The 26094-nt window shown below is 38.8% G+C and carries 20 protein-coding genes; 1 reads left to right on the forward strand and 19 read right to left on the reverse strand.

Features of this window, described 5'->3' with window-relative positions; translation table 11 throughout:
* Nucleotides 1-13: 13 nt before the first annotated feature.
* The 18 genes from essA to M3610_RS24420 form a co-directional block, all read right to left on the reverse strand.
* Nucleotides 14-526 (reverse strand): type VII secretion protein EssA, encoded by a 513-nt coding sequence (gene essA, locus M3610_RS24340; RefSeq protein WP_251463191.1) that lies wholly within the window; start codon nt 524-526, stop codon nt 14-16.
* The gene (esaA, locus tag M3610_RS24345; RefSeq protein WP_251463192.1) at nt 501-3857 is read right to left on the reverse strand and encodes a type VII secretion protein EsaA; all 3357 of its coding nucleotides are present in this window, start codon (nt 3855-3857) and stop codon (nt 501-503) included. Before esaA ends, essA begins: the two co-directional genes overlap by 26 nt.
* Nucleotides 3858-4079: 222 nt before the next feature.
* Nucleotides 4080-4376: a WXG100 family type VII secretion target gene (locus M3610_RS24350; RefSeq protein WP_026565218.1), complete on the reverse strand. Its 297-nt coding sequence runs from the start codon at nt 4374-4376 to the stop codon at nt 4080-4082.
* Between the two features lie 537 nt (nt 4377-4913).
* Nucleotides 4914-5909: an ABC transporter substrate-binding protein gene (locus tag M3610_RS24355; protein WP_251463193.1), complete on the reverse strand. Its 996-nt coding sequence runs from the start codon at nt 5907-5909 to the stop codon at nt 4914-4916.
* Between the two features lie 651 nt (nt 5910-6560).
* Nucleotides 6561-7268, reverse strand: a complete 708-nt coding sequence (locus M3610_RS24360; protein ID WP_251463194.1) for a hypothetical protein — start codon at nt 7266-7268, stop codon at nt 6561-6563.
* Nucleotides 7269-7458: 190 nt separating this feature from the next.
* Nucleotides 7459-8613, reverse strand: coding sequence for a Ger(x)C family spore germination protein (locus M3610_RS24365; protein WP_251463195.1), 1155 nt, complete (start codon nt 8611-8613; stop codon nt 7459-7461).
* On the reverse strand, nt 8600-9700 hold the full coding sequence (locus tag M3610_RS24370; protein ID WP_098576691.1) for a GerAB/ArcD/ProY family transporter: 1101 nt from the start codon (nt 9698-9700) through the stop codon (nt 8600-8602). The genes M3610_RS24365 and M3610_RS24370 overlap by 14 nt, the downstream gene beginning before the upstream one ends.
* Before the next feature lie 24 nt (nt 9701-9724).
* Nucleotides 9725-11290 carry a spore germination protein gene (locus M3610_RS24375; protein WP_098576690.1) on the reverse strand — a complete coding sequence of 522 codons (1566 nt, stop codon included), beginning with the start codon at nt 11288-11290 and terminating at the stop codon, nt 9725-9727.
* Entirely contained in the window at nt 11290-11421 is a 132-nt protein-coding gene (locus M3610_RS28110) for a hypothetical protein (protein WP_098576689.1), read from the reverse strand. The genes M3610_RS24375 and M3610_RS28110 overlap by 1 nt, the downstream gene beginning before the upstream one ends.
* A gap of 251 nt (nt 11422-11672) precedes the next feature.
* On the reverse strand, nt 11673-12638 hold the full coding sequence (locus M3610_RS24380) for a carbohydrate kinase family protein (RefSeq protein ID WP_098576688.1): 966 nt from the start codon (nt 12636-12638) through the stop codon (nt 11673-11675).
* Nucleotides 12639-12666: 28 nt separating this feature from the next.
* Nucleotides 12667-14142, reverse strand: a complete 1476-nt coding sequence (locus tag M3610_RS24385) for a sucrose-6-phosphate hydrolase (RefSeq protein ID WP_098576687.1) — start codon at nt 14140-14142, stop codon at nt 12667-12669.
* Nucleotides 14143-14199: 57 nt separating this feature from the next.
* Entirely contained in the window at nt 14200-15651 is a 1452-nt protein-coding gene (locus tag M3610_RS24390; RefSeq protein WP_098576686.1) for a sucrose-specific PTS transporter subunit IIBC, read from the reverse strand.
* A gap of 182 nt (nt 15652-15833) precedes the next feature.
* Entirely contained in the window at nt 15834-16829 is a 996-nt protein-coding gene (locus tag M3610_RS24395) for a LacI family DNA-binding transcriptional regulator (RefSeq protein ID WP_098576685.1), read from the reverse strand.
* A 169-nt stretch (nt 16830-16998) separates the two neighbouring features.
* On the reverse strand, nt 16999-18492 hold the full coding sequence (locus tag M3610_RS24400; protein ID WP_251463196.1) for a family 1 glycosylhydrolase: 1494 nt from the start codon (nt 18490-18492) through the stop codon (nt 16999-17001).
* 148 nt (nt 18493-18640) lie between these two features.
* Nucleotides 18641-18961: a PTS sugar transporter subunit IIA gene (locus M3610_RS24405; RefSeq protein WP_098576683.1), complete on the reverse strand. Its 321-nt coding sequence runs from the start codon at nt 18959-18961 to the stop codon at nt 18641-18643.
* Nucleotides 18962-19052: 91 nt separating this feature from the next.
* Nucleotides 19053-20393, reverse strand: coding sequence for a PTS cellobiose transporter subunit IIC (gene celB / locus M3610_RS24410; RefSeq protein WP_098576682.1), 1341 nt, complete (start codon nt 20391-20393; stop codon nt 19053-19055).
* Nucleotides 20394-20410: 17 nt separating this feature from the next.
* Nucleotides 20411-20719 carry a PTS sugar transporter subunit IIB gene (locus tag M3610_RS24415; protein WP_251463197.1) on the reverse strand — a complete coding sequence of 103 codons (309 nt, stop codon included), beginning with the start codon at nt 20717-20719 and terminating at the stop codon, nt 20411-20413.
* 236 nt (nt 20720-20955) lie between these two features.
* Nucleotides 20956-22875 (reverse strand): BglG family transcription antiterminator, encoded by a 1920-nt coding sequence (locus tag M3610_RS24420; RefSeq protein WP_251463198.1) that lies wholly within the window; start codon nt 22873-22875, stop codon nt 20956-20958.
* A gap of 336 nt (nt 22876-23211) precedes the next feature.
* On the opposite strand from M3610_RS24420, the gene M3610_RS24425 reads away from it, so the two are divergent.
* The gene (locus tag M3610_RS24425) at nt 23212-24711 is read left to right on the forward strand and encodes a phospholipase D-like domain-containing protein (RefSeq protein ID WP_098576680.1); all 1500 of its coding nucleotides are present in this window, start codon (nt 23212-23214) and stop codon (nt 24709-24711) included.
* 137 nt (nt 24712-24848) lie between these two features.
* On the opposite strand, the gene M3610_RS24430 is transcribed toward M3610_RS24425, so the two are convergent.
* Complete coding sequence (locus M3610_RS24430; protein ID WP_098576679.1) at nt 24849-25946, reverse strand: L-dopachrome tautomerase-related protein; 1098 nt, start codon at nt 25944-25946, stop codon at nt 24849-24851.
* Nucleotides 25947-26094: the final 148 nt, after the last annotated feature.

The raw sequence follows: 26094 nt of genomic DNA on the forward strand, positions 1-26094 counted from the left end.
GATGTTCCCTCCTTTAACCGTGCATTTTTCTCATCATTGTCAAAAAACCGCCACAGCCAATCACGACCATTCCTAAAAATGTCGTGATTGTTTTAGTGTTTAGAAAACCATCATGTTGATTATCCAGCTCGTTCTGGGCGGAAGCTGTATTATATTGAACGGAATAATCACTCGAAAACAATACCGATTCAGTTTGCTTCAAGGTAATATCGGACTTACTCGGCGTAACAAAAAGCCCTTGTTGTAAATCAGAAGTAGATTGTTCCAGTTCGATTTGTTTCGTTTTAAGGGCAGCCTGAGTTTGTTCTTTGAACAGGTCAGGGGCCAATCTTTCCAATTCTGTTTCTTGATAATCCTGAGTGTCTAATGTCTTCCTATCAACTGCATCTTGGCCAATCCGATCCGTTTGCAATCGGATTTTCCCGCTATGGTCAAGGGTTTCATCTGCTAAAGGCTGGAGTGAGAACATCAATAGAAAGCCTGCAAGAACAGCGATAACGCTAAAGAGCCTCACTAATTCCTTCATGATGAACCTCCTCGCTTTTAACGGACCGATTAGTGACAAACAAATGACCCACTATGCTGACAACAATTAAGGCTGCTAAGCCAAAAATAATCCACTTCGTTTCAGCTGTTCCACTTCCAAAGTTCATTAATAACGTCTCAATGTATTGCAAAGGTGAGTAGTCTCTTAATGCCGCAGCGGCAGAGAATTGATCAAAGTGACGCCCGAGCGCCTCTGTTAGGAATAAATAGAGGCTCAAAATCACCAAAAGGATAAACATACCGGCCATTTTCAACTGCCGTAATAAATATGATGCTGCCAAGAGCTGTGTGACCATAATTAACGTGATTAAACTGGTCCATTGCACGAACTCCCCTTCACTCATTTGCAGCATATAGGCAGACAGCAGCCCAATTACGATTCCCTCGATGAGACCCATACTTACCGTTATAATGGTAAGCGGTATATTATTGACGACTACAGATTTTTCACCTGCAAATGTATCATCTTGTTGACGTTTTCGCTCATGAGTAGAGAGAACATAAGCGGTAAATAACGCGACAATAAAACAAATCAAAACAACAAAGTAGGGTGTAAAGGTATCACCTGCAGCGATGACTCCAGCATTCTTGGTTTCGACCGGATTTGAAAGAAAGCTTAACAACTCTTCATTCGGACGGTCACCTATGCGGCTATTGGCCAGCACTCCTGCGAAATTGCCAGCAAAGTTTTGATCCTCTGCCAATTTAGTTGTTAAATTATTCGAAAGGTCCCCGGCCTGTTTTACTAAATTCGTACCACTGGCTTGAATTTCCTTCGCTTGTCGATCGATCGTATCGAAGGTTTGATAAACCGAATCAGCGGAAGCTAAATTAGACTTTGACTGATCCGCAAGGGATTGACTTGCAGCAAGCAGCGAGTTAAATTCATTTCCTATCGATAAAACGACCTGTTGTTCTTCATCCCCATTCAGTAAAACCTTTGCTTGTGCCGTTTGTAAATTAAGACTATCTTCACGCCATGCTCCCAAATCTTTTAACGTCTCGGAAAGATTCGTATTTAAAGTTTCTGCTTGTGCCGTTGTTTCCTTTATCTTTTCCGACATTTGCGCCGCATTTTGATTGGCATTATCAACCAGCAGCATATATTCATCTATTTTGCCTTTTACATCTTCTGTTTCTCCGCGAATTTCCTCTGTTATTTGTTCAGCAACATAAGCGGCTAATACATCCACAATGTCTTGCTTATTAAATAAATAATAAAGAGAATCTGCTGTTGCCATTTCGGCCAGATTGGTTTGATTCAAATCATTTACTAGGTCCGGACGATTAAATAACTCCATGCCCATGCCAAAGTATAAATTATACAGCGTCATTAACTTATGGAAATCACTGACGGTATCACTGGAAGCATTGATTAGAACATTGGTCGAGTCCCCAGTGAGAGGTGACATCACTTGGTGGGTAATATGATTATTTAAAATTTCCAATCTCTCAATAATACTTTCGTTATCATTGTCATTTGATTGAGTCACGTTTTGTGTATCGACCGGCTTTTCATCACTTGTACCTTCGCTCGGCTCTTCAGCTGCGACTGTCAATTCACTTTCTTCGGACGGTACGGATGGATTTGATTCTTTTTCAAGTTTAGCTGAATTTGCCTGTGTTGTTTGCGGTTGTTCTGGCTGTTCTGGTTGATCTGGCTCTTCTGGTTGATCTACATCGGTAATATCTTTCTGATCAAGTTCCCAACTCCATGTAATCGGCTGGAATACATCAAGGATTGCATCCTTATTATGAAGTGCCACATTAACTTTCACAGTAAATTGCCCTTTATCTGTTGAAGGCAGTTTGATTTTATCCTTATGGAGAAATGGCTCTGTATAATCCTTTTCCTCGCTATTTGGTAATGTTAATAACACTCTCTTAATCTCAAATTCTTTTGGAATCGAAAGGGTAAATTCCTGCCCGTTCTTTTTATTTTTATCCAAGTGTACGGTATCTGACAGAGTTACCCCCTTTGTCATTAAATCACTTTTTAATTGTTCTACCGTTTTTGACAAAGGTATCCCATTTGCAACGCGATTGGGAGTATAACCAAACTCTTGATTGTATTTATTGGTTACAGCTATGACATTTTTCAGCTGTGTAATCGTTTGATTACTTAAGCCTAAGCCGTCTAAATCCTTACTATCCATTGTCGGCAATTGATCGATTTGCTTCTGTAATGTTTCCCGAGCATTTTTATCTGGAGCCGCAAACATATGATTTAAGGATACATTTTGCTCCTTACCGGAACTATTTTTTATCTCGCTTTTAAGCTTGTCGGTAATTGCTTGCTGCATATCTGATGCCAATGTTTCCGACAGCTCTGTATTCATTTGATCCATTTTATCCTTCGTGTTCTTTAAGTATGTTTGAAGGGCAACTGATTCAGTTAATATTGTCGCGGATTGATCATCATTTTTGTGAAACTGATCGTTAATCGCCTTATTGGCTGACGTTAAATAATCTAATTGCTGCATGACATCGCCATGATTCATTTCACGATCTAACATATTAAGACGTCCGGAGAAATCTTTAGTTAAAAGGCCATTTGCCGCTTTAAATTTCGTAAAATCCACTAGGCTGGATTGGTAGGTATGACTTGCGGTTACATCCTCAACCAAACTAGTTGAGAACCCTTTTAATAGATCCTGTAAGCCCGTAAAACTCTCTTTCGATATCACTGTGTTACTCTCAACGGCTCCAAACTGATTGGTGTAACCGGCTAAGGGACGATGGATGGATTGGTTATAGAAGTTCGTATATACTTGCTCCTTATTTACCAATGTACCAATATTGTCCTGAGCATCATGTAAATTGCCGATGACACTGGCAAAATAGACATCAATAATTTGGCGGTTAAAATCTCCTAAGATAGTGCTCGCCGTTTTCTCGGCTTTTGCTTTTATATTGCTGTTTTCCGAAGCATTAATTTTGTAGTTCAATACCACCTGTTCTGGCGATTTCGAATCAATTGATAATGCCTTTTCTGTAAAATCATTCGGAATGACAATTATCATGTTGTAGACATTCCGCGCAAGGCCGCTTTCAGCGACTCCACGGCTGACAACATACCAGTCATGTGTATCATCTTTCTCAATGTTCTTGATGAATTCAGCACCGAATTCATAGTTCTTATCATTAAATTGAGCACCTTGATCCTCATTAACCAATGCTACAGTCATTTTCTGCTCATCAGTACTGGCTTTGCTATTTGAAACTTGATTCAATGCCAGATAAGAGATGCCCGAAGATAATGCAAGGATTAGAACTATAAATAACAAGGCACCCCGCTCAATCCTTTTCATTTACTCAACCCCTGAAATTTTTAATAGTAATAAAGAAATGATTTCTATTTTTATATAAAAACAAATTAATATGTTGGGAATTTTTTAAATTTGCATTTTACGACAAATAAAGAATAAAAGCCACACAACGATTGTCGCGTGGCTTTTGATTTATTGGGAACTAGTCCCGAATGACTTATTCCACTGATCCAATGTTAATCTTCCAGATGTCAGGCAATCGGATTAATTAAGCCCAAAATTTTGTGATAATTGCTCATCTTGTTGAGCAACTGCATCCGCTGTCTTGTTCAATTGTGTGTTGATTTCTTGCATCAATTGAGCAAAATTTTGTACCTTTGGCTTCAATTGGTTAAACTGATCATCGAATCTTTGGAAGGCACGGCCTTCCCATTCACCACGAAGTTCATTTTGTAAATTTGTTAAGTCTCTTAAAATTTGCTCAATTTGTTGTGAACTTTGCCCATAGCGAGTTGCTTTAGCTTTTAACTCTGCTGGGGTCATACGAATTTGTCCAGCCACTTGTTCTCCATCTCCTCTACCTATAGTTTGCCCTAGAATCGATTTATCACTTTTTCCAGACCAATATCACTACGTTGGAAGTATATTCCTATCTATTTTTTATCATAGGTTCATACAACATTCAAATCACCCCGGATTGGAGTAGGCTTATTTCTAGTACTTTCTTTCTATTTATTTTTGAAATTAGGGATTTTTAGGAGGAACATGTGAAAAATATAATTCTTTCTCATCAAGACAATGGGTTGGTTTTTAAGCGAAAATTAAGGGAATATAAAAAATCGTAGAACTTTTTGCCTGTTTTCGGGAATGAGTTGGGTTCCTTCTCCAGTTCCAAATACACAAACTTTACTTGACAAGAAAACGTAATCGGTTAGCATTTTGATGTTAAGAAGTGAAAAAAGAGGCTTCTCAAAAATTGGATTAATGAGAGGCCTCTCTGATTATAAAAATTTTTTCAATAATGAAATATCTTTATAAAAAAAGCTCCTTGAAAAAAACCTGCCATGTTTATGGCAGGTTACAGATAATCGCAGGGTCTTATTCTCCTACTATTCTTGCGTCCTTAAGCATCTCATCTGTTAAGGTAATTCCTTCTTCCTGGGCTGCTTTTTTGTTAATGAATAGCTCAAGATTTTCCGGGAAGCCAACAGGAATTTCGCTTGGTTTTTTTCCTTTGAGAATTTCCACTGCCATTTTACCGGTAGTGTAGCCTAAATCGTGATAGTCAAATCCATAAGATGCGAATGTTCCGCGTTTTACAGAATCACCTTCACCAACAAAGGTTGGGATATCCTTGGCATTGGCAACAGTTATAACTGACTCAAGGGCAGCAACAACGGTATTATCCTTTGGAATGTATAATACGTCTGCACGACCTACCATTGACTCGGCCGCCTGCTTTACTTCAGAACTAGCTGTTATCGTGGTTTCAACTGACTCCAGTCCGGCTGCCTCTATTGCTGTCTTCGCGTGTTTTACATTTACAACAGAGTTGGGTTCTCCATTGTTATATATGATGCCTACTTTCTTGGCATCAGGAATAAAGGTTTTAATTGCGGCAATCGTGTTCTTTATCGCGTCAGGATGTGTATCAGATGTGCCTGTCACATTCCCGCCTGGCTTTTCTAAGCTTTGGACAAGCTCGGCTCCCACTGGATCGGTAATCGCAGTAAATAAGGTTGGAATATCCTTCGTCTGATTGACCACCGCCTGAGCACTAGCTGTGGCAATAGCCAAAATAAGATCATTCTTGTCTGCGACTAAATTTTGAGCAATGGACGTATTATTGTTCATGTCACCTTGAGCATTTTGATAATCAAGCTTCAGATTCTTTCCTTCTTCATAGCCGGCATCCTTCAGTGCTGCGATAAAACCCTCACGAGCTGCATCAAGCGATGGATGTTCAACAATTTGCGTAATTCCTATTTTTACAACTTTCTCTTTTTCCTCTCCTCCTGTTTCCTTACTTCCCCCACTGCACGCGGAAAGTAACAATAATAATCCACACAATACTAATGCTAAACTCTTTCTCATCTGTAATCCTCCCCAAAATATTCCACTATTTATGTAGTTTCTCGATGAACAATTAAGAAAGCGATTTCCTTTATCGATATAACTTTTGAAAATTTATAATATTCAGATTCTATCATGTCCACCAGTCTAAGACAATAGTAAATTTCATATCTAGAAAGCAGCACTGAGAAAATAAATAAAGGCTCTTATCGTAAACGTTGTTGCTGCTGTGTTCGATTCGTGGCCCATTCGGACAGCTTTCGTGATTTCAAAGACACTCGTGTCCGAACATCGATGCCGATAACAGCATAAATAAAAAAAGCACTAAACCTGATTAAGTAAGGTTCGATGCTTTTTCGAGAAATAATGATATTACATTATGCCTTCCATTCATCTAGAAATATAGATTAAATAATAGCTTCTAACTTTGTCGATATATACTTCAGAATTTGTAGATATTTCCCGGGAATTTGTTGAAATTTGAAAAATAGTGAAATTTTAATTGAATGAGGTCGTGGGGTGAAATTTTATTTGTATCGGGTATCGCAACGGTTTCTTCTAGTCCTTTTTTATGTTGGTACCCAAGGCCTTTAGTATATCGCCTAGCGATACGAAACAAACAGCATATCGCCCCGCGATACAAAAGACATTAGAGCAGCCTAAAAGGACACATTATTTTCTAAATATCGATAAAAGTCCTCCCCATTTTACTCTAGGTTTTTCAATTGCCTCTTCTAAACGTTTATTAAAATCATTTTGTGAACGCCATTCTTTTTCCAGTTCGTCCCGTATATTTTGTATCTCTTTTTGTAAGGATTCACTTTTTTGTATTTCTTGTAGCAGCAATGTTTCGTAATGGGTATTTTGTTGTTCAATTAATTTTTCAATTTTAGTATTCGTTTTTTGCGCTGAATTTGCAATACTGGAACTGATCACATGGTGATCTTGCTGAAGTCGGGAAACCGAGGTCTTCAGCTGTGACATATCGTTTGTCAATTGAACATTCATTTCACGTGCAGCTGCAAGTTCATTGACTACAAACATTAAGACCTCTTTTAATTGCTTGGGGTCTTGGGGTAAATTCCCAAATATTTCCTGAGCTACAATCTCTGTTTCACTGGATCCTTCTAATCTTTCTTTTTGTTGATACACAATATCTTTAGCTGTATCGTCCAGGGGCTTGTCCGTATCGCGTAACGCTATAAGCGCTCCTATATCGGATTGAACAAAGATACGTCGATCGCCATCCTTCAAAAACTCATATCCATTCCGCTCTAAGATTTGGCCATATTTTCGAACAGTGGGCGTTGCAATCCCTACTTCTTCTGCCGCTTCTTTGGAAGAGAACGCACGTTCATTCGGTTGTATATCACGTCGCATATCGAACCTCCTTTTCTATTAAATATGAAGGATTTATGACTTATTTGCAAGAGTTATATCGCCCAGCGATACGAAACATAATTAAGAACAGGTCGGCTTTCTTGGATGCTGGCACGTGTGTTTATATAAAAGAATAACCCGCCTTATAGAAGGCAGGTTACAGAAAAAAATAAATTTTATTCCACTATCTTTAATTTTTCTTTGATCCAATCATTCCGTAATCCTTTATCGTAATCGATACATCATAAGTAATGGGAAGCTCACTAAATTTTTCATCCCAATTCCCCTTTACGCTTTTCCAGACATTGGGGTATTTTATTCGTAATTGATTGCCAAATCCCCCCACATCCACTCCCAATTCCTTTTGCATTTTTTTGGTGGTATTCACTACTAAGCGCCTCACTTCCTTCTCAGTCGCACTTTCGATTTGTTTAATCGTTTTGTCCTTAAAAGCAGGTTTAAAGTGAGGATTCCAATATTCAGCAATTCTTCCCTCGGACTCAATTTTTACATCAAACGAAATTCTACCACCAATAACATGCGGCTTAATTTTGCTTTTCATTGACTGAATCTGATAATATGTGGGTTTATCCGACTCTTTTTGGTAGGCTTTTACCGCTCCGCTTTTACCCTCTCCTGTTATCCAATTTATGCCTTCAATTTCTTCCTTATTAAGAATCCCAATCATCTTGTTGGTTCTTCCTTTGATTACGGCCGCTCCATCAAGTTCAATTTCTCCCTTTTTTATATCTATCAGTTGTAAGAGGAAGCTGGTCTGCGAGTTCGATTTCCCCCATATTTTCATTAATGAGATGTGCCTCAAAGCTTTCGTTGTAAGTTCCTGTTCTGCAATTTCTACCAAGCGTATAGCAGGAATGACTTCTGGTTCCTTTGATTCTAGAGTTCGTGCGGCTGCTCCTTTAGAAATAAAAACTAAGGTACTTCCTCTAATATCGATATCCCGAAAGAACAAATCTGTTATTTCTCTAATTGGCTCTTCACGAGCAAGATTTTGCCCAATAATCACTGCTTTTTCATGTGCCCCAGAAATAAACCCTTCCCTTCGTAATGTCGTTTCCCAGCCAATTGGTTCTAGTGAATTTCCTGTCGCAGAGACATTAATATAAGGTTTTTGTTGTGGCAATTTGTTATTTGAATTACCGATTGCATTTGGTATTACATATTGAAGAGTTGATCGTATTTTTCCATCTTTTGATATATCTACTGCTGTGCCGACAGCGATATTTAAATCTTCAATGGACTTGCTGCTCCAACAGCCTGGCAGCAGAAAAAGCAAAAGGATCGAGACAAATGAATTTCTTAGTATAGGTTTACATTTTTTCATATTTTCTTTCCTTCACCTTGGAGATAGCGAAAAGGAACAGCGGCATAATAAAAAATAAATAAAGGGCGAATTTACCAATCACATCTGACATTTTAAATACCTCATTTATATTTTTAGGAATCATAGAAACTAAATAAATGATCGGCATTAAACTATAAATAAACACGGGACTATTTTTCGAAAAAATCTGATTTAATCCTAGAGTAGCAATAAATAATGCAATGACATACGTAGCGAATATTTGCATAATCCAAATGACAAGAATGAGGGAATCGAATCGTTCAAATAAAAGGCCTTTGATTTCAAAGCTTCGAATAAACGTAAGTACAGGCCATGTTTGTGTCACCACCGTGTCTACTGACATGGTACCTACTACGATTACCACGGTAATGGTATAAAAGATAAAGGGTATTCCAACTCCAAGTAATGGAACTTTTGTTACCTTGGTCTTTTCCTTCATAAACATATAAATAAAGAGGAGAATTTCGAAGCCTGCAAAGGAAAGAGAGGAAGTTGTTAACCCCTTCAAGACAGGTTTAACCCCCGATCCCAGCACCGGACGTAAGTTATCCACCTCAAATAATTCGATGCCTAAAAACATGACCATAAGGAGAAACAGGACAGTAATTGGAAAAATAATTTCTAATAACCGCGCAATGGCATTTACCCCGCCCTGAACTAAGTAAAGACCGATCCACAAAAAGGGCATCATGATAGCCCATGTTGGTGTTCCCTGAAGTAGGAATAATCGGGTAGTTTCAGCCATAGTTCGAACCTCATAAGCGGACAACGCAATATAGTAGCAGATAACTGTTAAACTTAGCAGCGATCCTATCCATTTTCCAAGTAGTTTTTGATTAAATTGATAGAAACTTTCATTCGGGTATCTTTGGCATAATTTTAATATGATTATTGCTACAAGAGTAATAATTACTCCACTAACAATTATGGCGATCCAAGAATCGGGAGTTTTGATTTTCTCTGTCGTGGTTCTGGGCAGCGTTAATATCCCTGCACCGAAAATAAAATTTGTAATAAACATTACTGCTTGATGAGAAGTTATTCGATCTAAAGGACTGGAGGTCATAATTGGTCAACTCCTTTCAAACCGTTACCTTTTTCTTACTGAATCTTTTGGATGCAACAGTTTTGGACGGCGTTTCATCAGGAATAGGGGGACCCGTATCATGAAGTCCTTCCAATCCGACAATCGAAATGATACAGCAGGGCTCAAATATGGAATGCCAAAACTTTTAAGCCTGACCAAATGGCTGCATACCAATAGGAAGAATAGTACGACTCCATATAATCCAAACACACTAGCAAATAGCATTGACGCAAAGCGAAGAATTCTTAATGCAATCCCTACATTATATTGCGGTAACGTGAATGAAGAGATGGCCGTGACAGCAACAACGATGACCATGATTGGACTTACTATTCCTGCTTGCACTGCTGCTTCTCCAATGACTAAACCGCCGACAATCCCTATCGATTGTCCAATAGGTTTCGGTAAACGAAGCCCGGCTTCTCTTAATACTTCTATTGATACTTCCATTATGAGTGCCTCAATTAAAGGGGGAAAAGGAACTCCCTCTCTGGTGGCTGCAATGGAGAAAATGAGCTTTGTTGGAATTAACCCTGGATGAAAGGAAATAAAAGCAATATATAAAGAAGGAACAAATAAAGCAATAAAGGCTGAAAAATAACGTAATATACGAATTAATGTCGCAGCCATCCATCTTTCGTAATAGTCCTCAGGAGACTGTAGCAGCATATGGAAGGTAACAGGAACAATTAAGGCAAAAGGTGAGCCGTCCAACAGGATAGCTACCCTTCCTTCCATCAAAGCCCCCATAACACGATCAGGTCGTTCTGTACTTTGCACTTGCGGGAATGGACTTAAAAAATTATCTTCGATTAATTGTTCAATATAGCTAGAGTCATGGACATCATCAATTTTTATTTTGTTAATCCGTTGCTTAACCTCTTCTAATAAATGAGGGTCTACAATATCTTTCATGTAGATAATGACTAGTTCCTTTTTGGAGCGCTCTCCCACCTGAGAGCTGATGATCGATAGGTTTTGATCTTTGCCATGCCGCCGGAGAAGAGCTGTATTATCCTTTAAATTTTCAATAAAGCCTACCCTGGGTCCATGTACTAATGCCTCAGTAGGCGGCTCATCAATATTTCTTGTTTTAGCATTAGAAACGCCAGCCAGGAAAACGTCTTCTAGACCATCGACTAAAATCGCAATTGACCCAAACATTATTCCGGAGGTTATATCCTTAAGAGTACGAGCTTCACTTAAACCGCATACAGAAAGGGCTTGATTTTTAATATACTCCTTTAAGGAGGAATTTTTTAGAGGATCGCCGGTATCTTTTGGTGAAGCCCACATGAGATCAACCAAAATATGATTATTAATTACATCCGTATCTGCCAACCCATCTATAAAAATAATAGCAATACGTATGCCCGTTGTTCCCATTTGAAACTCACGAAATTTCACATCTGAATTATGCCCAATCTCTTGGCGAATTAAATTTAGATCTTCCGTAAGATTGCCAGTCATTTCATTAATAGATTCTTGAAATGGCTGTTTATCCTGTTTTGCATTTTTTGCAGATTCTTCAATTTTCATCCGGTTTTTGTTTAGCCTCCGCCATCTCATTAATCATCACTCTTCTCTAATGAATGAACCCATTTGAAAAATTTAAAAAATCCAAGTGGAACTATAAATGTAATAAATGCTTGTACGAAAATGATATAGTCCGGTATGACAGAAAGGATTTTCTTGAACATTAAAATCTCTCCTATAAATGCTCAAAAGTATTTTCGTTAAAATGTTTTAGAACACACGATTGTATTGTTTGCCTTTTATGTTAAAATTAACCGATTATTGGAATAGTAATTTACTTTGATAAAAACATGAATAAATTTTAACAGCACAAAAAACCACTCCCTAATTTTTATAGGAAGTGGTTTTTGCTATTGATGCCAATATAAATGTAAGCCTAACTATACATTGTCCCTTGCAGACTACATGCGTATCACTAGCCTATTAGCTCCTCAACTTCCCCCTTAGTTGGAAGGGCGGAAATTGCTCCTTTTCCTGTTGTAGTGAGAGCCCCGCTTGCATTGGCAAATCGCAATATCTCTGTTTGATTGCCCCGTAATACTTCCTCGAGATTAGCCGGGGCTGCTTTCAACTCTAGCAATTGATATAAAAATCCGCCCATGAATGCGTCACCCGCTCCCGTAGTGTCCACTGGTTTAACTGAGTATCCTCTCGATTCAATCTTTTCATCCTTTAAAAACAAATCTGCGCCAGCAGCTCCCTTTGTGTAAATAACTGCCTTCACGTTTCCAACGAACAGCGATTGTATCGCAACGGACTCCTCTTTTATTCCCGTAATAAAATTTAGCTCTTCATCAGAAACCTTTACGATATCCGCAGTCGGTAAGAATTCGCGAATCGCCTTACGACAGTCATCTGGATTTTTCCAAAGCGGCAGCCGCACATTGGGGTCAAAACTGACCAGGCCATCCGCCTCTGACACAGCTCTAATTGCCTTTTTATGGGCCTGTTTCATTGGGCTTTCCACAAGATCAACCGAGCAAAAATGGAGTATATCCCCAGCTTGGAACCACGCTGGCTCGATCTCCTCCTCTCTTAACAGCAAATCAGCAGAAGGATTACGGTAAAATGAAAAATCACGTTCCCCGTTTTCTTTTAACGAGACAAAAGCCAAAGCCGTATTCGCTTCACCAGTCCGGTATACTTTGTCCATCTCAACACCAGCCTCGACAAGCTGCTCGACTAAAAAGTCACCAAACGCATCGTTTCCTAATTTAGAAATCATCGCTGCTTTCTGCCCATATTTAGCAACGGCCGCAGCCACATTTGCCGGCGCGCCCCCTGGAGCTCTCTCAAAAGAAAAAACATCCTTTAAGGCCACCCCTTTTTGAAGTGGAATAAAATCAATTAATACCTCTCCAATCGAAAATAGCTTTCCCATTCTTTCACCTCAAGTAAGTCTAAAAAGTCTATATGATATCCCATTTAGCAGCCTTTACTTTCGTTTGACCACCACGAGCAAACACGCGAATTCCATTACTATTTTCACCAGGAAAAATCCTTGCGGTAAATACTTCTTCCCCATTATTTACAAACACTTCAACAGAGGAGACATCAACAAAGATTCGTAACGAAATCTTTTCAGCATCCAACATACACTTCCGAATGGTACCAAACTCCTCAGCAAAGGATTCTCCCGACCCAGTCCGGTCAAATACAACCTTTTTCGCAACCGCATCATATTTAATCACGGTTTTCTCTATTTCTCCGACCCGAAGCTCTAAACCAAACTCCTCTGCTGTACTATCAGAGAATTCCACAAGAAGCTCATACACGTCTCCCTCGAAGTGATCCAAACTAACATTTTCATTATCAACTGCTTGACTGGTTTCCACCTTTTCCCCGCGAAGCAATACTAGCTCAGGCACTGGCTGCTGAACCAGCTTTCCGTCTTTAACCGATAGCTCACGAGGGAGTGTTAAGCAGTGTGCCCACCCATTTTTATCAGTAGGATAGTCAATCTCCGGTAATCCCATCCAGCCGACTAAAATACGTCTCCCTTGATGATCCACCGTCGATTGTGGTGCGTAAAAATCAAACCCGCGATCCAACTCATGAAATGCACCATGCTTTAACTCGATATTCTCTAAATCTATTGGACTTCCAAGTACATACCCTGATTGATAAATGTTTTGATAGTGGTCGCCTTCCGCTTTTAACCCTTGTGGGGAGAAAAGGAACACACCTTGCTCGTCCAGCTCAAAATAATCCGGACATTCCCACATATAACCGAATTCTTCACCTAAACCAGTCTTCAATTCACCCGCAAACTGCCAATCTTTTAGATCAATAGAGCGATATAAAACGACACTTCCTGTCTCATTTTCCCTTTGAGCACCAATCACCGCGTAGAAATGATCCCCCTGCTGCCAAACCTTTGGATCACGAAAATGATCGGTATAGCCACTAGGAATATCTGCAATCACCGGTGCATCCATTTTCACAATGCTTCCATCCGGACTCATTACAGCCAAACATTGATACGGGTGTCGATTCCAATATTCATCGCGTGTGTTGCCAGTATACATTAGGTATAATTTCCCATCATGCTCAATGCCACTTCCGGAATACGCCCCATGACTATCAAATTCATTCGATGGCGCAATGCCCATTCCAGCATTATCCCAATGAACAAGGTCTTTAGACTTCGTATGATACCAATGCTTCAACCCATGGACCGGCCCAAGCGGAAACCATTGATAGAATAAATGATATTCCCCGTTAAAATAACTAAAGCCATTCGGGTCATTTAACAATCCTGTCGGCGGCTGAATATGAAAAGACTGCCTCCATGGGCATTGATTCACTAGTTTAGATAACGCTTGAATTTCCTCTTCGGTCACATCGTCCATGCTTCTGTATCGTTGTTCGGTTGTCCATTCCATGCTGATTCACTCCTAATACAGAAAGGAGAATCACTGGATTCCCCTTTTCATTCTTTTTTATGCTGCTGCTTGACCAGATGATTTTTTAACTGCTATTTTCTCTTCTCTTTTTGCTAAAACAATCGTAACGATAAATGCTACGGCAAACGCAATGGCCATACCGATCACATAAGAAATAATTGTATCTGGACGAATCGAGATAATTCCTGGTATACCAGCTGCCCCTAACGCTGTTGCTTTAACTTTGAACACTGTAACAAAGCCAGATCCGACAGCAGAACCAATAATGGCACCGATAAATGGATAGCGTAATTTCAAGTTAACCCCAAACATCGCTGGTTCCGTAATTCCTAATAAGGCAGAGATTCCAGCTGCTGAGGCGGTTCCTTTGATCTTGGCATTTTTCGTCGTCTTTAGCACAGCGAGTGTTGCAGCTCCTTGCGCAATGTTTGACATCGCTGCAATAACAAAGATAAACGATCCACCCGTTTTCACAACATCAGCAAGCAATTGCGTTTCTACCGCAATAAAGCTATGGTGCATACCTGTAATAACGATTGGTGCATAAAGTAAACCGAAGATGATTCCGCCAATGACACCTGTTGTGTCATATAGCCAGACAATTCCATCTGTTAATAGATTACCAGCTGAGCGTGTAAGCGGTCCTACCAATGTGAACGTTAAAACTCCGGTAATAAAGATAGACAATAACGGTGTTAATAGATTGTCTAAAGCAGAGGGAACAACCTTCCGTAAAGATGTTTCAATTTTTGCTAGAATAAAAGACGCGGCAAGAACAGGAAGTACGGTTCCCTGATAACCTACTTTTTCAATCTCTAACCCAAAAAGATTCCAAACCGGGACTTCATTTTTCAGTAACGCAGCACCGTAACCGTACCCATTTAATAAGTCCGGATGAACCATTAGCATTCCAAGTGTGGCCCCAAGGAAAGGATTCCCTCCAAACCGTTTCGTTGCTGAAAAACCAATTAAAATCGGTAAAAAGACAAAGGCTGCATTGGCAAATGTATTGATAAGTGCTGCTAAATCCGCCATTTCTGGATTGGCATCCACTAAGGATTTTCCTTCAATAAACAAGTCTGGAGCCGTTAAGATATTGTTGATTCCCATTAGTAAACCACCAGCGACGATCGCTGGGATAATTGGAACAAAAATGTCTGACAGCATTTTGACGAATCGCTGAATCGGATTCAGTTTCTTCGCCGCCGCGTCTTTCACATCACTCGTTGACATTTCCGTTTGACCAGACATCTCTGCCAAGTGCTTGTAGACCTCGTTCACCGTTCCAGATCCTAAGATAATTTGAAATTGACCTCCTGTTGCAAAGGTCCCTTTCACGACATCCATGTTATCCAATTCTGACTGATTAACAATTGATTCATCATGTAAAACTAGACGTAAACGTGTGGCGCAATGCGCTGCAGCTGATACGTTTTCCTGACCACCAATGGCATTAAGAACTTCCCGCGCAATTTTTTTATGATCCATCTTAATCCCTCTCTTTTCCTTTGATTTGATTTAGGAACCGGTTCCATTTTTGAGTAAAAATAAATCCCGACCGGAACCGGTTCCAAAATGTGCTAAAAAAATAAATAATTAAAAGAGAAACCGAATTCAATTGTTACCAAGTGAAAAGGTTCTCTTGATTGGAACCGGTTTCGTTGTTTTTATTATAGTGGACGATTAAAGAAATTGTCAACGCTTTCCCGCTCAATAATTTCAAATTTAGAAATAGTTACTCTTTCGACAGGGCGTTCATTGACTAACTCTACGATATGTTTTGCAGCCGTTTCCCCCGCTTCTTTATAAAAAAACTTCGCTGTCGTTAAGCCTGGATGCATGATCTCTGTCACATCATATCCGCCAAAACCCGTTAATGCTATATCTTTAGGAATCGTTAGCCCCTCTAAATACGCAGCCTTCATCACCCCAAGGGCAATATTATCGGTCGCACAAACAATGATTGAAGGCTGGAATTCATGGATGATTTCCATTGCACTAGCTTGCGCTGCTGGAATCTTGAACAATGTCTCATAGAATCGAACTTCACAATCCTCTACTTCTTGAACCGCCTTTTTAAAGCCTTGTTTTCGCTTCACCCCTACTGAAATATCCCGTTCCGTTACACCTAGATATGCAATTTTCCGATATCCTTTTTCAAGAACATACCGCCCCATTTCATAACCAGCGCAAAAATCATCATGAATTAGACTATAAAAATCCTCATGCTCTTGTCCTATTAGCAGAACAGGAACTTTAACGGTTTCAAATGCCTCGATATGCTGCCTCGTGATTTCGGTAGCAAGCAAAATAATCCCCGCCATCTTTTGATTAGCAAAGCTATAAATGCTTTCAATCTCTCGCTCCAGATTTTGACTTGTATTAGAAATCATCATTTGATAATTCAGCTGTTTTAATTTCTCATCAATACCAATTAACGTTTGCGAAGAAGCGTAGGAATCAAGCCGCGGGACAATCGTGCCAATAATATTCGTTTTCTTCGCTTTCAAGCTCTGTGCAAATGGATTCGGCGTATACCCGGTGTCCTTTATCGCTTGTTCAATTTTTTTCTTCGTCGCTTCCCCAACAGAGCCGCCATTTAAAAACCGAGAAACCGTACTCTTTGCCACACCCGCAAGCTTGGCAATATCTAAAATTGTACTCATGATTCTCAACCTCATTACATATCAAATTCATATACTCATTATAGTATCATGAAAAGTCAACCGCATTAAATTTTAAAGCCAGGATCTTGATGATTTATGCGCGTAAATAAAACATAAAACAGATGCTGAGCACCTGTTTTATGTTTTGTTAATCTTGATATTAATTAATCTAAAAACTAAGGTCTTCACCGTTAGTTGCAATCACTTTCTTATACCAATCAAATGATTTTTTCTTTGTTCTTTCTAATGTTCCGTTTCCTTCGTCATCCATATCTACATAAATAAAACCATATCGTTTTTTCATCTCTCCAGTTCCTGCTGAAACTACATCGATGCAGCCCCATGGTGTATAGCCCATTAAGTCAACACCGTCTAAAGTAACCGCCTTTTTCATTTCTGCAATATGATCCCGGAAGTATTGGATCCGATAATCATCCTCCACATATCCATTCTCATCTGCTTTATCAATGGTTCCCATTCCGTTTTCAACAATAAAGAGTGGTTTTTGATATCGGTCATAAAGTTCAGATAAAGTGTATCTTAGCCCAATGGGGTCAATTGCCCAACCCCACTCCGTTTTTTCTACGAAAGGATTTACATCTCCCATTTGTCCGCCTGTATCGGTATTCTGAACAATTTCAGTATGGTATACACTGCTGCGGTAATAACTAAATGATAAAAAATCGGAAGGATGCGCCTTGATTATTTCATCATCCCCTGGTTCCTTTTTTATAGTTACCCCCATTTCTTCAAAAAGACGGCCAGCGTACGATGGGTAATACCCTCTCATCATGATATCGGAATAGATCAGAGCTCCTCTTCGGTAATCCAAAGCTCCAAATACATTTTCCGGCTTACAATCTTTCGGGTAAATGCAGCTTAATGCAACCATACAGCCAATCTTTGCATCCGGAATAATCTCGTGACAAAGCTTATTGGCACGTGCACTCGCTACAAACATATGATGCTTTGCTTGATAACGTACCTGTGCAGCAGCCTCCCTGGTTCCCATAAAGGCATAACCATTTAATACATTAATTTCATTAATGGTGATCCAGTACTTAACTAAATCTTTATACCTTGTAAAGACTTCTTTACACATTCTTAAAAAACAATCAATCGTCTCACGTCCGCCCCATCCATTAAAATGTTCAGCCAAATAAGCAGGAGTTTCAAAATGATAAAGAGTGACTAATGGTTCGATATTATATTTTTTGCATTCTTTAAAAATATCTTCGTAAAATTTTAGCCCCTCCTCCTTTGGTTGTTCCCCTTCAATTCCACCTTTTGGGAAGATACGGGACCAACTAAGAGATAGCCGGAAACACTTAAACCCCATTTCTCCCAAAAGAGCAATATCTTCTTTGTAATGGTGGTAAAAATCTACCGCTTTATGGCTTGGATAATAAACATTTTCATCAATATAGCCTGATGCGCCTTCTGGTATTGTATCTACTTTCGGGTCCCCGGTAGGTCGTCGGTTTACCATTGTTTTTGTGCCATCATTTAACTGGATGGTAATTTTTCTTGGACGGTCTGCAGAACCATTTGTTATGAAGTCACTTGTTGCCAGCCCTCTCCCGCCTTCATTGTATCCACCTTCATATTGGTTTGCAGCAGTAGCTCCACCCCATAAAAAATTTTCTGGGAATGTTTTTTTCATTTAATTTCATTTCCTTTCTAAGAACGAGTAAGCGAAATAATCTTTAATAAAAAAAGCCCAATATTGGGCAATTAAAAAATGACATACCTTTTGCAAAGTTACCAACAATGTTTAACTTTTGTATGTCCTCCTGAAAGATGATCTTGTTTTAAGCCTTTTTGATAAGTTTATGCAATTCAATGATTTCTCTCGCTAAATCTTTTAGAGTCAATGAGTTCATCAAATGATCTTGTGCATGAATCATAATAAGAGGAAGATTAAAGTCATCTCCGCCCGCTTCCTTTTGGATTAAATCAGTTTGGACATGATGTGCTTCATTAAATGCAGAATCTGCTTCGGTTAGTTTTCCTTCCGCTTCATCGAAATTTCCCTCTTTAGCTGCATACATCGCTTCCATTGCTAAGCTTTTTGCATTTCCTGAATGAAGGATAAGTTGAAATGCATGATTGTAAAGTTCCTCTTTATTCATGATTAACAGCCTTTCATATGATTTACTAGGAGAGGAACAATATCCTCTCCTGTCAATTTTGGGTCCCCGAACTAATACCCAGTCTTTTTTCTTAGGCGATACTTTCCTTTGTTTCGCCTTTATTCATTGCATCTTCTTCTCTCTTTTTCGCTTTATCATATATTCTGAAGAATGGAAGATAAATGACAAAAGAAATAGCAATGTTAACTAAGTTCATGATAGCACCTGAAATATGTCCGCCAGAAGCAAGATATCCTGAGATAATTGGCGGCATGGTCCAAGGCACTGCAATACCGGATGGTTTTGCGACTAATCCCATATCCATTCCTAAGAAGGTGACAATAACAGTAACGATTGAAGTAAGGACGAATGGAATAATCATGATTGGGTTTAACACGATTGGCATACCAAATATTAATGGCTCGTTAATGTTAAAGATACTTGGAGCAAGCGCCAAACGACCAAGACTTTTCATTTGTTGAGATTTAGCAAACATAACCATGGATAGAACCAAACCAAATGTTACACCTGTTCCACCGATGTGAACAAAGTTATCCCAGAATTGTTGTGTAACAATATGCGGTAGAGGCTGTCCAGCTTGATAGGCCGTCATATTGTCACCCATCGCACCAAACCAAATTGGTTCCATTACACTTTTAACAATGTTTGTACCGTGTAATCCAGTAGCCCATAATAAAGTTACGAATAATTCAGCAACAATGGTTCCACCTAGAGTAAGACCTACCAACTTTAATGGGTCACCTAAAAGGGTCGTAACTAAACCGTTGATACTTTGATAAGGAGTCATTTCAACAAGTAAACGGATTACCCAAACCACAAGAAGAACAAAAAATCCTGGAATTAATGCTGCAAATGATTTACCAACACTAGGCGGTACACCCGCTGGCATTTTAATAACAATATCTTTTTTGACAACCCAACGATAAATTTCTGTTGATATAATGGCAAACAGTAACGCAACAAACAAACCTTTACTGCTCAAGAAAGCTTTTGAAATTGCACCAGTTACCAAAACTCCTTCTTCAGCTCCAGTTGGAGTAAATAAGAAACTAAATGGTGTTGTCAACATGAAAGCAGCAACTGAAATTGCACCCGCACTCATCGCGTCAAGCTTATAGCCTTCTGCTAGTCGGTAAGCCACGGCGAACGCTGCAATAAGTGACATGATATTGAAAGTTGCATCTACTGGATAACTTAATTTAGCAGCCCATGTTGGGCCAAAAATAGAAGTCATCCAATCAGCATAACCTGGAATCGGTAAATTAGCCACGATCAAGAAAAATGAACCAATGACAATGAATGGCATGGTCGCAATAAGACCATCACGAAGAGCCAATAAGTGTCTTTGCGCACCAATTTTTCCTGCAACTGGCATGACTTTCTCTTCTAGAAAGCTGTTGAATTTACTCATTTTCTTTTCTCCCTTTATTATTTATTATTGGCTAGATTTATAGCTGTTTTTAAAACTTCTGCACCGTTACATGTACCATAGTGGATGGGATTGATGGCATCCACTGGTATGCCCTTTTCTTCACCTAACTTTTTCATATTTGAAAGAAGGTATCTAACTTGAGGTCCTAAAAGAAGGACATCCGCATTGTCAATATGTTGATTGACTGAGTTAGCTGCAACTGCCCAGATTTTCCCTTCCACCCCTTGTTCTTGGGCTGCTTTTTCCATCTTGGTTACTAATAAACTTGTACTCATTCCTGCTGCACAACATAATAAAATATTCATTGATTTATTCCTCCTATTATCCGTAAAAGTTATTTTGAAAAATAATCTAAAGTGTTTTAACCTCTTTATGTTTTATAGTTTACGTTGAAAGCGTTTAATTTTACAGAAGGGTTTTTTCCGTTAGGTAACGGAAATATAATAAAAATTATGATGAAGTTACTGTCATGTAAATTTTAGACCCAATATAAAAAAGGGAATTCCTTTTGGAATACCCTCGTTCTTTCCTATGGCATAAGTTAAGATTCGTTTAATATCTTTATAATTTCTTCAGCTGATTCACTTTTAATAACTTTTTGGACCGTTGTACTGTTTTCAACTAGAGCAATGAGCCTTTTATACATACTATCCAGATCACTCTCAGGTACTTTTCTTATGTTCAACAAGCAAATAAATTGAACCCTATGTTTGTCTGTCCATTCGATTGGCCTCTTTAATGTGCACACGGTCCAAAATGTTTCATCTGTTTCCGGCGTAAGTGGATGAGGGATGGCCACCAGATTCCCAAAGCTGGTGGGAGCAACCGCCTCCCTTTCCAACACCAAATTCACATAATCTTTGGAGACGAGTTTTTGTTTGTATAATTCATCACACATAAAACGGATAACACTTTCTTTATCCTTCAAGTCTTTATGAATAAACACTTTGGATCTATCTAAATAGCTCTGACACTCTTTTCCAGACGATACTCCCTTCCGAATATTGGCAATATCTCCTTCCCCTAAAAAGGTATTAACGACTAGTACTGGAACGCCTATCTCTTCTTTTACAGGGATCGTACTAATAATAAAATCAATAGACGATAGATCGTATTCTTTTAATTGATAATAATTGGTTGTAGCCACAATATCGAGTTCATCATTGAATTCATTTCGTAAGCGATAAAACAAAAGCCTTGCACTGCCCACACCAGACGCACATACCACGAGTACCCGTTTTGCTTTTTTCTGCCTTGTCTTCATTCTTTCTAATGCTACCCCTATATGTAAGGCAATATATGCAATTTCGTGTTCTCCTACCTCTCTCTCCAAATAATCGTCGATGCATCTGCTCGCAATGGCTGCCCCCTCAAAGGCACTAGGATATTTTCGTTTAATTTCCTCTAATAATGGATTCCGAATGTTCATGTTATAGCGTAACCTGTTCATTGCTGGCCGAATGTGTAAAGTCAGTGCTTGAATGAATTCGGAATCGTCTTGGAAATTCCAATTTAATTCAGTTTTCAATCTTTCCAACATGCATTGAATGATGGTGCCTAGTTCATCAAATTTACTAAATTCATTCAACGTATTCTTATGAATTAATTTTGTCCCCAACAAATGGACAATAATATAGTCAATCTCAGATTTGGGAAATTCCAAACCCGTAAAATCCTCTACCTCTTTGACAATTTCATTTGCCACTATTTTTTCAAATGGATATTTTCCTATTAAATCTTGTTCAAGGTTTTCAATGACAAATCCTTTTTCAATTCTATTGCATCCAATTGTGATATGGGTTGCCAAATTTTCGAGTGCAATGTCAGATACCTCAATTTTGTATTCATTCACTTTTTTCATGATCGTTTCCTTTACCCTTTCAAACAAATTTTGATCCAAAAGTTGAAAGGAATGACTGTCAATGTTTAAGTTGCTGTTTCGCCGTAAAATATAATTCGAAAAACATAGCCGCTTCATATATTCATCGCCTTCTGCCTGCGAACCATGATGCGGTCTTGTAACTAACTTTAGATGATAATTTTCCAATAATTCACGGACAATTTTTAAGTCATTTTGAAGCTTTGGCTTGGAAACGAATAGCTCTTCTTCAAGACTTTCTAATTTTATAGGTTCCTTTTCTAATAAAAATCTTTTTAACATATACAAAACCCGATTTTCCTGTTCAGAAAAATCAGATTGGCTTTCATTTATTGCATCATTCGCATTAGAAATAAACTCCTGCTCAAACACTTCAGTATCCTTTATATCTAATAGGTAACCTTTTCCTCGAACCGATTCAATCATGATTCCTAGCGAAGTGGATTGTGATTGAAGTTCCTTGATCTCGGTACGAATGGTTCTATCACTCACACCGAGCTCTTTTGCTATCCATTCGGCTGTAACAGGTTCCTTCTCTTTCATTAAAGACAACACGATGTCTTTTTGTCGTTTTGAAACCATTTATCTACTCACCTTTCTTAATGAGTTGATCTTCATACAATTAACTGCTGATTCAATAATCATAGCAGTTTATCTCTTAAAATGAATGTTATATCTACCAGTCTAAAAGTTCAATTTTTTTATTATGTAAATGAATTCACATAATAATGGATAGGTTTGGCTTTTAGGATGATTTGAAAAAACGGCACATCTCAAAATAACCCCAAAAAGGAAGTAGAGTAGTTAATTGCTCAGTAGTATGCGATACAGTTTTCCTTATGAAAAACTAAATTTTAAAGAAACTTATAAACGAGTTACCATTTGTACATTCTAAAAGAGAAAGGAGGGGGCTTTATATTGGTATGGATTTTTGGACTCTATTTATTAAATACTATTTTTATGATCATTATGGCGATCCGCGAGGTAAGGCGACCAGCAGTGGCTTTAAATTGGATAACCATTAGTTTTATCTTCCCTGTGATTGGTTTTGGGCTCTATCTTATTACATCAAATCCGATACGTATGAATCGAAGTAAAAAGCCAGCGATTATTTCTTCTGAATCAGACATGCTTCCTGATTCTTTTGGCAGCTCAGCTCAGCAAATAGCGAAAGCATTGAAACATTTAACCGGGAATGGAGTAAAGTCAGGTCAAGTACAAGTACTTATAAATGGGATGAATACTTATGAAAAACTTATGGAATCTATACAGAACGCCCAAAAAACGATTGACCTTGAATATTACATCTATAGAGACGACGAAATCGGAAGGTACATGACGGACTTACTGATTGAACGGTCATTGGAAGGTGTACATATCCGGTTTATAAGAGACGGTTGGGGGAGCAGGAAATTATCCAAAAATCAGGTTTTTCGGATGATGGATGCTGGAATAGAATGCCGGACTATTTTTCCTTTACGTCCCCCTTGGATATTTTCAACATTGAATAACCGGGATCATTGTAAGATTGCCCTAATCGACGGCAAAGAAGCGTTTACCGGTGGGATTAATATTGGGGAAGAATATACTGGATTAAAGCCAAATGTAGGCCACTGGCGTGACACTCATGTAAAAATTGTTGGGGAAGCTTCAGCTGATTTGAAAATGGTTTTCGAGAACCATTGGAAGATTGCCTCACCAGAATACATTAAGGGGAATTCTGGAATGAAAACAATAAAGGGTGGACCCTCAATCATTCCTAAAACCAGCAGGTTAAAACCATTTACCATGATGACAGAATGGAGCACAGAGCTGGGCACGGTTGAACGAACAAAGACGAATAAAGTTCCGGCTAATGAGAAAATGCACCAAGCCTATGTTCAGACAGTAGAAGGGAATCCAAGTATTCCTACACCTTTTATTAGGCAAGCTTACTTTATAGGGTTAACACAAGCCACAAAGACTGTTGATATCACCACACCCTACTTTGTACCAGATCAGGATATTATTATGGGGCTTAAGACGGCTGTGCAACGTGGAGTACGTGTAAGATTGCTGGTTCCCCATCAAGGGGACCAAAAAATGGTAGAACGTGCAAGCTTTACTTATTATGGAGAATTATTGGAGGCAGGGGTCCAAATCTACTTATATAACAAAGGAATGCTACATGCGAAGACGATGGTTATCGATGGGGAAGTAGCAGAAGTGGGAGCAGCAAACTACGATATGAGAAGTTTTCGTTTGAATTACGAAGTGAGTGAATTTATTCACAGTAAAGATGTGGCGAAAGATCTTACAGAACAGTTTGAGCAAGACCTTTGTGATTCTGTCCCATTGCGAATGGATGATTTATTGCAACTCTCGCCTTCACAGCGGTTAATGCAGCAAGGGGCCCGCCTACTTTTTCCGCTGTTATAGCTATTAACTTTTATTTTGAAAATAATCATAATAATACATTCCATAAGCCCTCAGACGATTCAAATCTGAGGGCTTTTTTGAAAATTTAATTAGAACCCCGGGAAGAAATACAAACGAACAGATCAGTTTGGATTTTATTATGAAAAGGTCGGAGCAGGAAATTCATCAATTTTGATACGAAGTAAACTATAGGGTTTCTGTCGTAAGTCTTTTCCATAATGAAATCTAGGCTGTCGATGTAATTGGTTCACAATGACATACAAATATTGATCCGGACCAATTGAAAAAGTATCCGGCCACAAAATTCTCGGATCATGTACGATAGTTTCCATTTTGCCATTGGGCAATATTTTACGGATACTGTTGTTTTCATAATCTCCAGCATAAACCGTTCCCTTTGCATCGGTGATCATTCCATCAGACGCACCTTTTTCTCCCCAATACTCCACATGATAAGGTAAATCCATGTCCCGTATATTTCTGTCTCTCAGGGCTTCTGTTGTGATCGAGAACAGATGACGACTGGTTAGTGGACAAAAAAATAATACACTTCCATCAGGAGAAATCGCAATACCGTCAGACGCCAGTCTAAATGGAGAAGTACTGCCATCTTTATTTCGATTCATCAACACTTTTCCCTCTACTTTCGGTATGAAATAGGGATCGGGTGAAGTTGAATTTGCCCCATTTAACCGTCTAAAGGCATTTCCATTTGATAAATCTACGACGATTATAGCTCCTGGTCCTCTTGAAGAAGAATCCGTTATATAGGCATAACCTGCTTTCCCAACACGAAAATCAAAACGGACATCATTCAGATAAGTGGTAGGCAGGACAACATCATCTGTAAAGGTATATACTTTTCTTATTGTATTGGTTTCTAAATCAACGGCGACTAATTTTGCCCCCCCTTTAATAGGTTCAGAAAAATTAGGTGCCGCTGTATCTAATACCCAAACCGTTCCCCTTCCATCAGCTACTACACTTTGGACACTGATGAAAGTCATTGTGATATTCCCAGGGTCAACCACATTAGTTTGTAAATTAGGATAAGGCTGCAATTGATCCTCAACAATTTCCGCCACCGTAAATTTAACATCGTCTCCCCATTTCGGAAAGCAAGTGAAAATACGACCAGTTTCTGAAACAGTAACACCTGTAGGCATAGCTCCATAAAATGGATAAACTAATTCGAAATCACCGAAATATTTTTCACTAGGTAACATAGGTTTCATAATATCCTCCTCAACCATTCAAACGTATTGTCAAAACTTTTATATTAAAAAAGTTAATAATCCTTGATTTAAAGGGATTTAAATGCAAAAAACTTGCCACCCCCGTGAAATTAGGTTAAAAGTGAGGTTACCACACCGAACACCTAAT

It is taken from the genome of Neobacillus sp. MER 74 (assembly GCF_023714155.1).

What these genes read in the sequence shown, in the direction of transcription:
- M3610_RS24430 (WP_098576679.1), bottom strand. Translation starts at nt 25,946, where the DNA reads ATGAAACCTATGTTACCTAGTGAAAAATATTTCGGTGATTTCGAATTA.
- M3610_RS24380 (WP_098576688.1), bottom strand. Translation starts at nt 12,638, where the DNA reads ATGGGAAAGCTATTTTCGATTGGAGAGGTATTAATTGATTTTATTCCA.
- M3610_RS24395 (WP_098576685.1), bottom strand. Translation starts at nt 16,829, where the DNA reads ATGAGTACAATTTTAGATATTGCCAAGCTTGCGGGTGTGGCAAAGAGT.
- M3610_RS24385 (WP_098576687.1), bottom strand. Translation starts at nt 14,142, where the DNA reads ATGGAATGGACAACCGAACAACGATACAGAAGCATGGACGATGTGACC.
- M3610_RS24390 (WP_098576686.1), bottom strand. Translation starts at nt 15,651, where the DNA reads ATGGATCATAAAAAAATTGCGCGGGAAGTTCTTAATGCCATTGGTGGT.
- M3610_RS24415 (WP_251463197.1), bottom strand. Translation starts at nt 20,719, where the DNA reads ATGAATATTTTATTATGTTGTGCAGCAGGAATGAGTACAAGTTTATTA.
- M3610_RS24360 (WP_251463194.1), bottom strand. Translation starts at nt 7,268, where the DNA reads ATGCGACGTGATATACAACCGAATGAACGTGCGTTCTCTTCCAAAGAA.
- esaA (WP_251463192.1), bottom strand. Translation starts at nt 3,857, where the DNA reads ATGAAAAGGATTGAGCGGGGTGCCTTGTTATTTATAGTTCTAATCCTT.
- M3610_RS24365 (WP_251463195.1), bottom strand. Translation starts at nt 8,613, where the DNA reads ATGAAAAAATGTAAACCTATACTAAGAAATTCATTTGTCTCGATCCTT.
- M3610_RS24400 (WP_251463196.1), bottom strand. Translation starts at nt 18,492, where the DNA reads ATGAAAAAAACATTCCCAGAAAATTTTTTATGGGGTGGAGCTACTGCT.
- M3610_RS24405 (WP_098576683.1), bottom strand. Translation starts at nt 18,961, where the DNA reads ATGAATAAAGAGGAACTTTACAATCATGCATTTCAACTTATCCTTCAT.
- essA (WP_251463191.1), bottom strand. Translation starts at nt 526, where the DNA reads ATGAAGGAATTAGTGAGGCTCTTTAGCGTTATCGCTGTTCTTGCAGGC.
- M3610_RS24420 (WP_251463198.1), bottom strand. Translation starts at nt 22,875, where the DNA reads ATGGTTTCAAAACGACAAAAAGACATCGTGTTGTCTTTAATGAAAGAG.
- celB (WP_098576682.1), bottom strand. Translation starts at nt 20,393, where the DNA reads ATGAGTAAATTCAACAGCTTTCTAGAAGAGAAAGTCATGCCAGTTGCA.
- M3610_RS24355 (WP_251463193.1), bottom strand. Translation starts at nt 5,909, where the DNA reads ATGAGAAAGAGTTTAGCATTAGTATTGTGTGGATTATTATTGTTACTT.
- M3610_RS28110 (WP_098576689.1), bottom strand. Translation starts at nt 11,421, where the DNA reads ATGTTCAAGAAAATCCTTTCTGTCATACCGGACTATATCATTTTCGTA.
- M3610_RS24370 (WP_098576691.1), bottom strand. Translation starts at nt 9,700, where the DNA reads ATGACCTCCAGTCCTTTAGATCGAATAACTTCTCATCAAGCAGTAATG.
- M3610_RS24375 (WP_098576690.1), bottom strand. Translation starts at nt 11,290, where the DNA reads ATGAGATGGCGGAGGCTAAACAAAAACCGGATGAAAATTGAAGAATCT.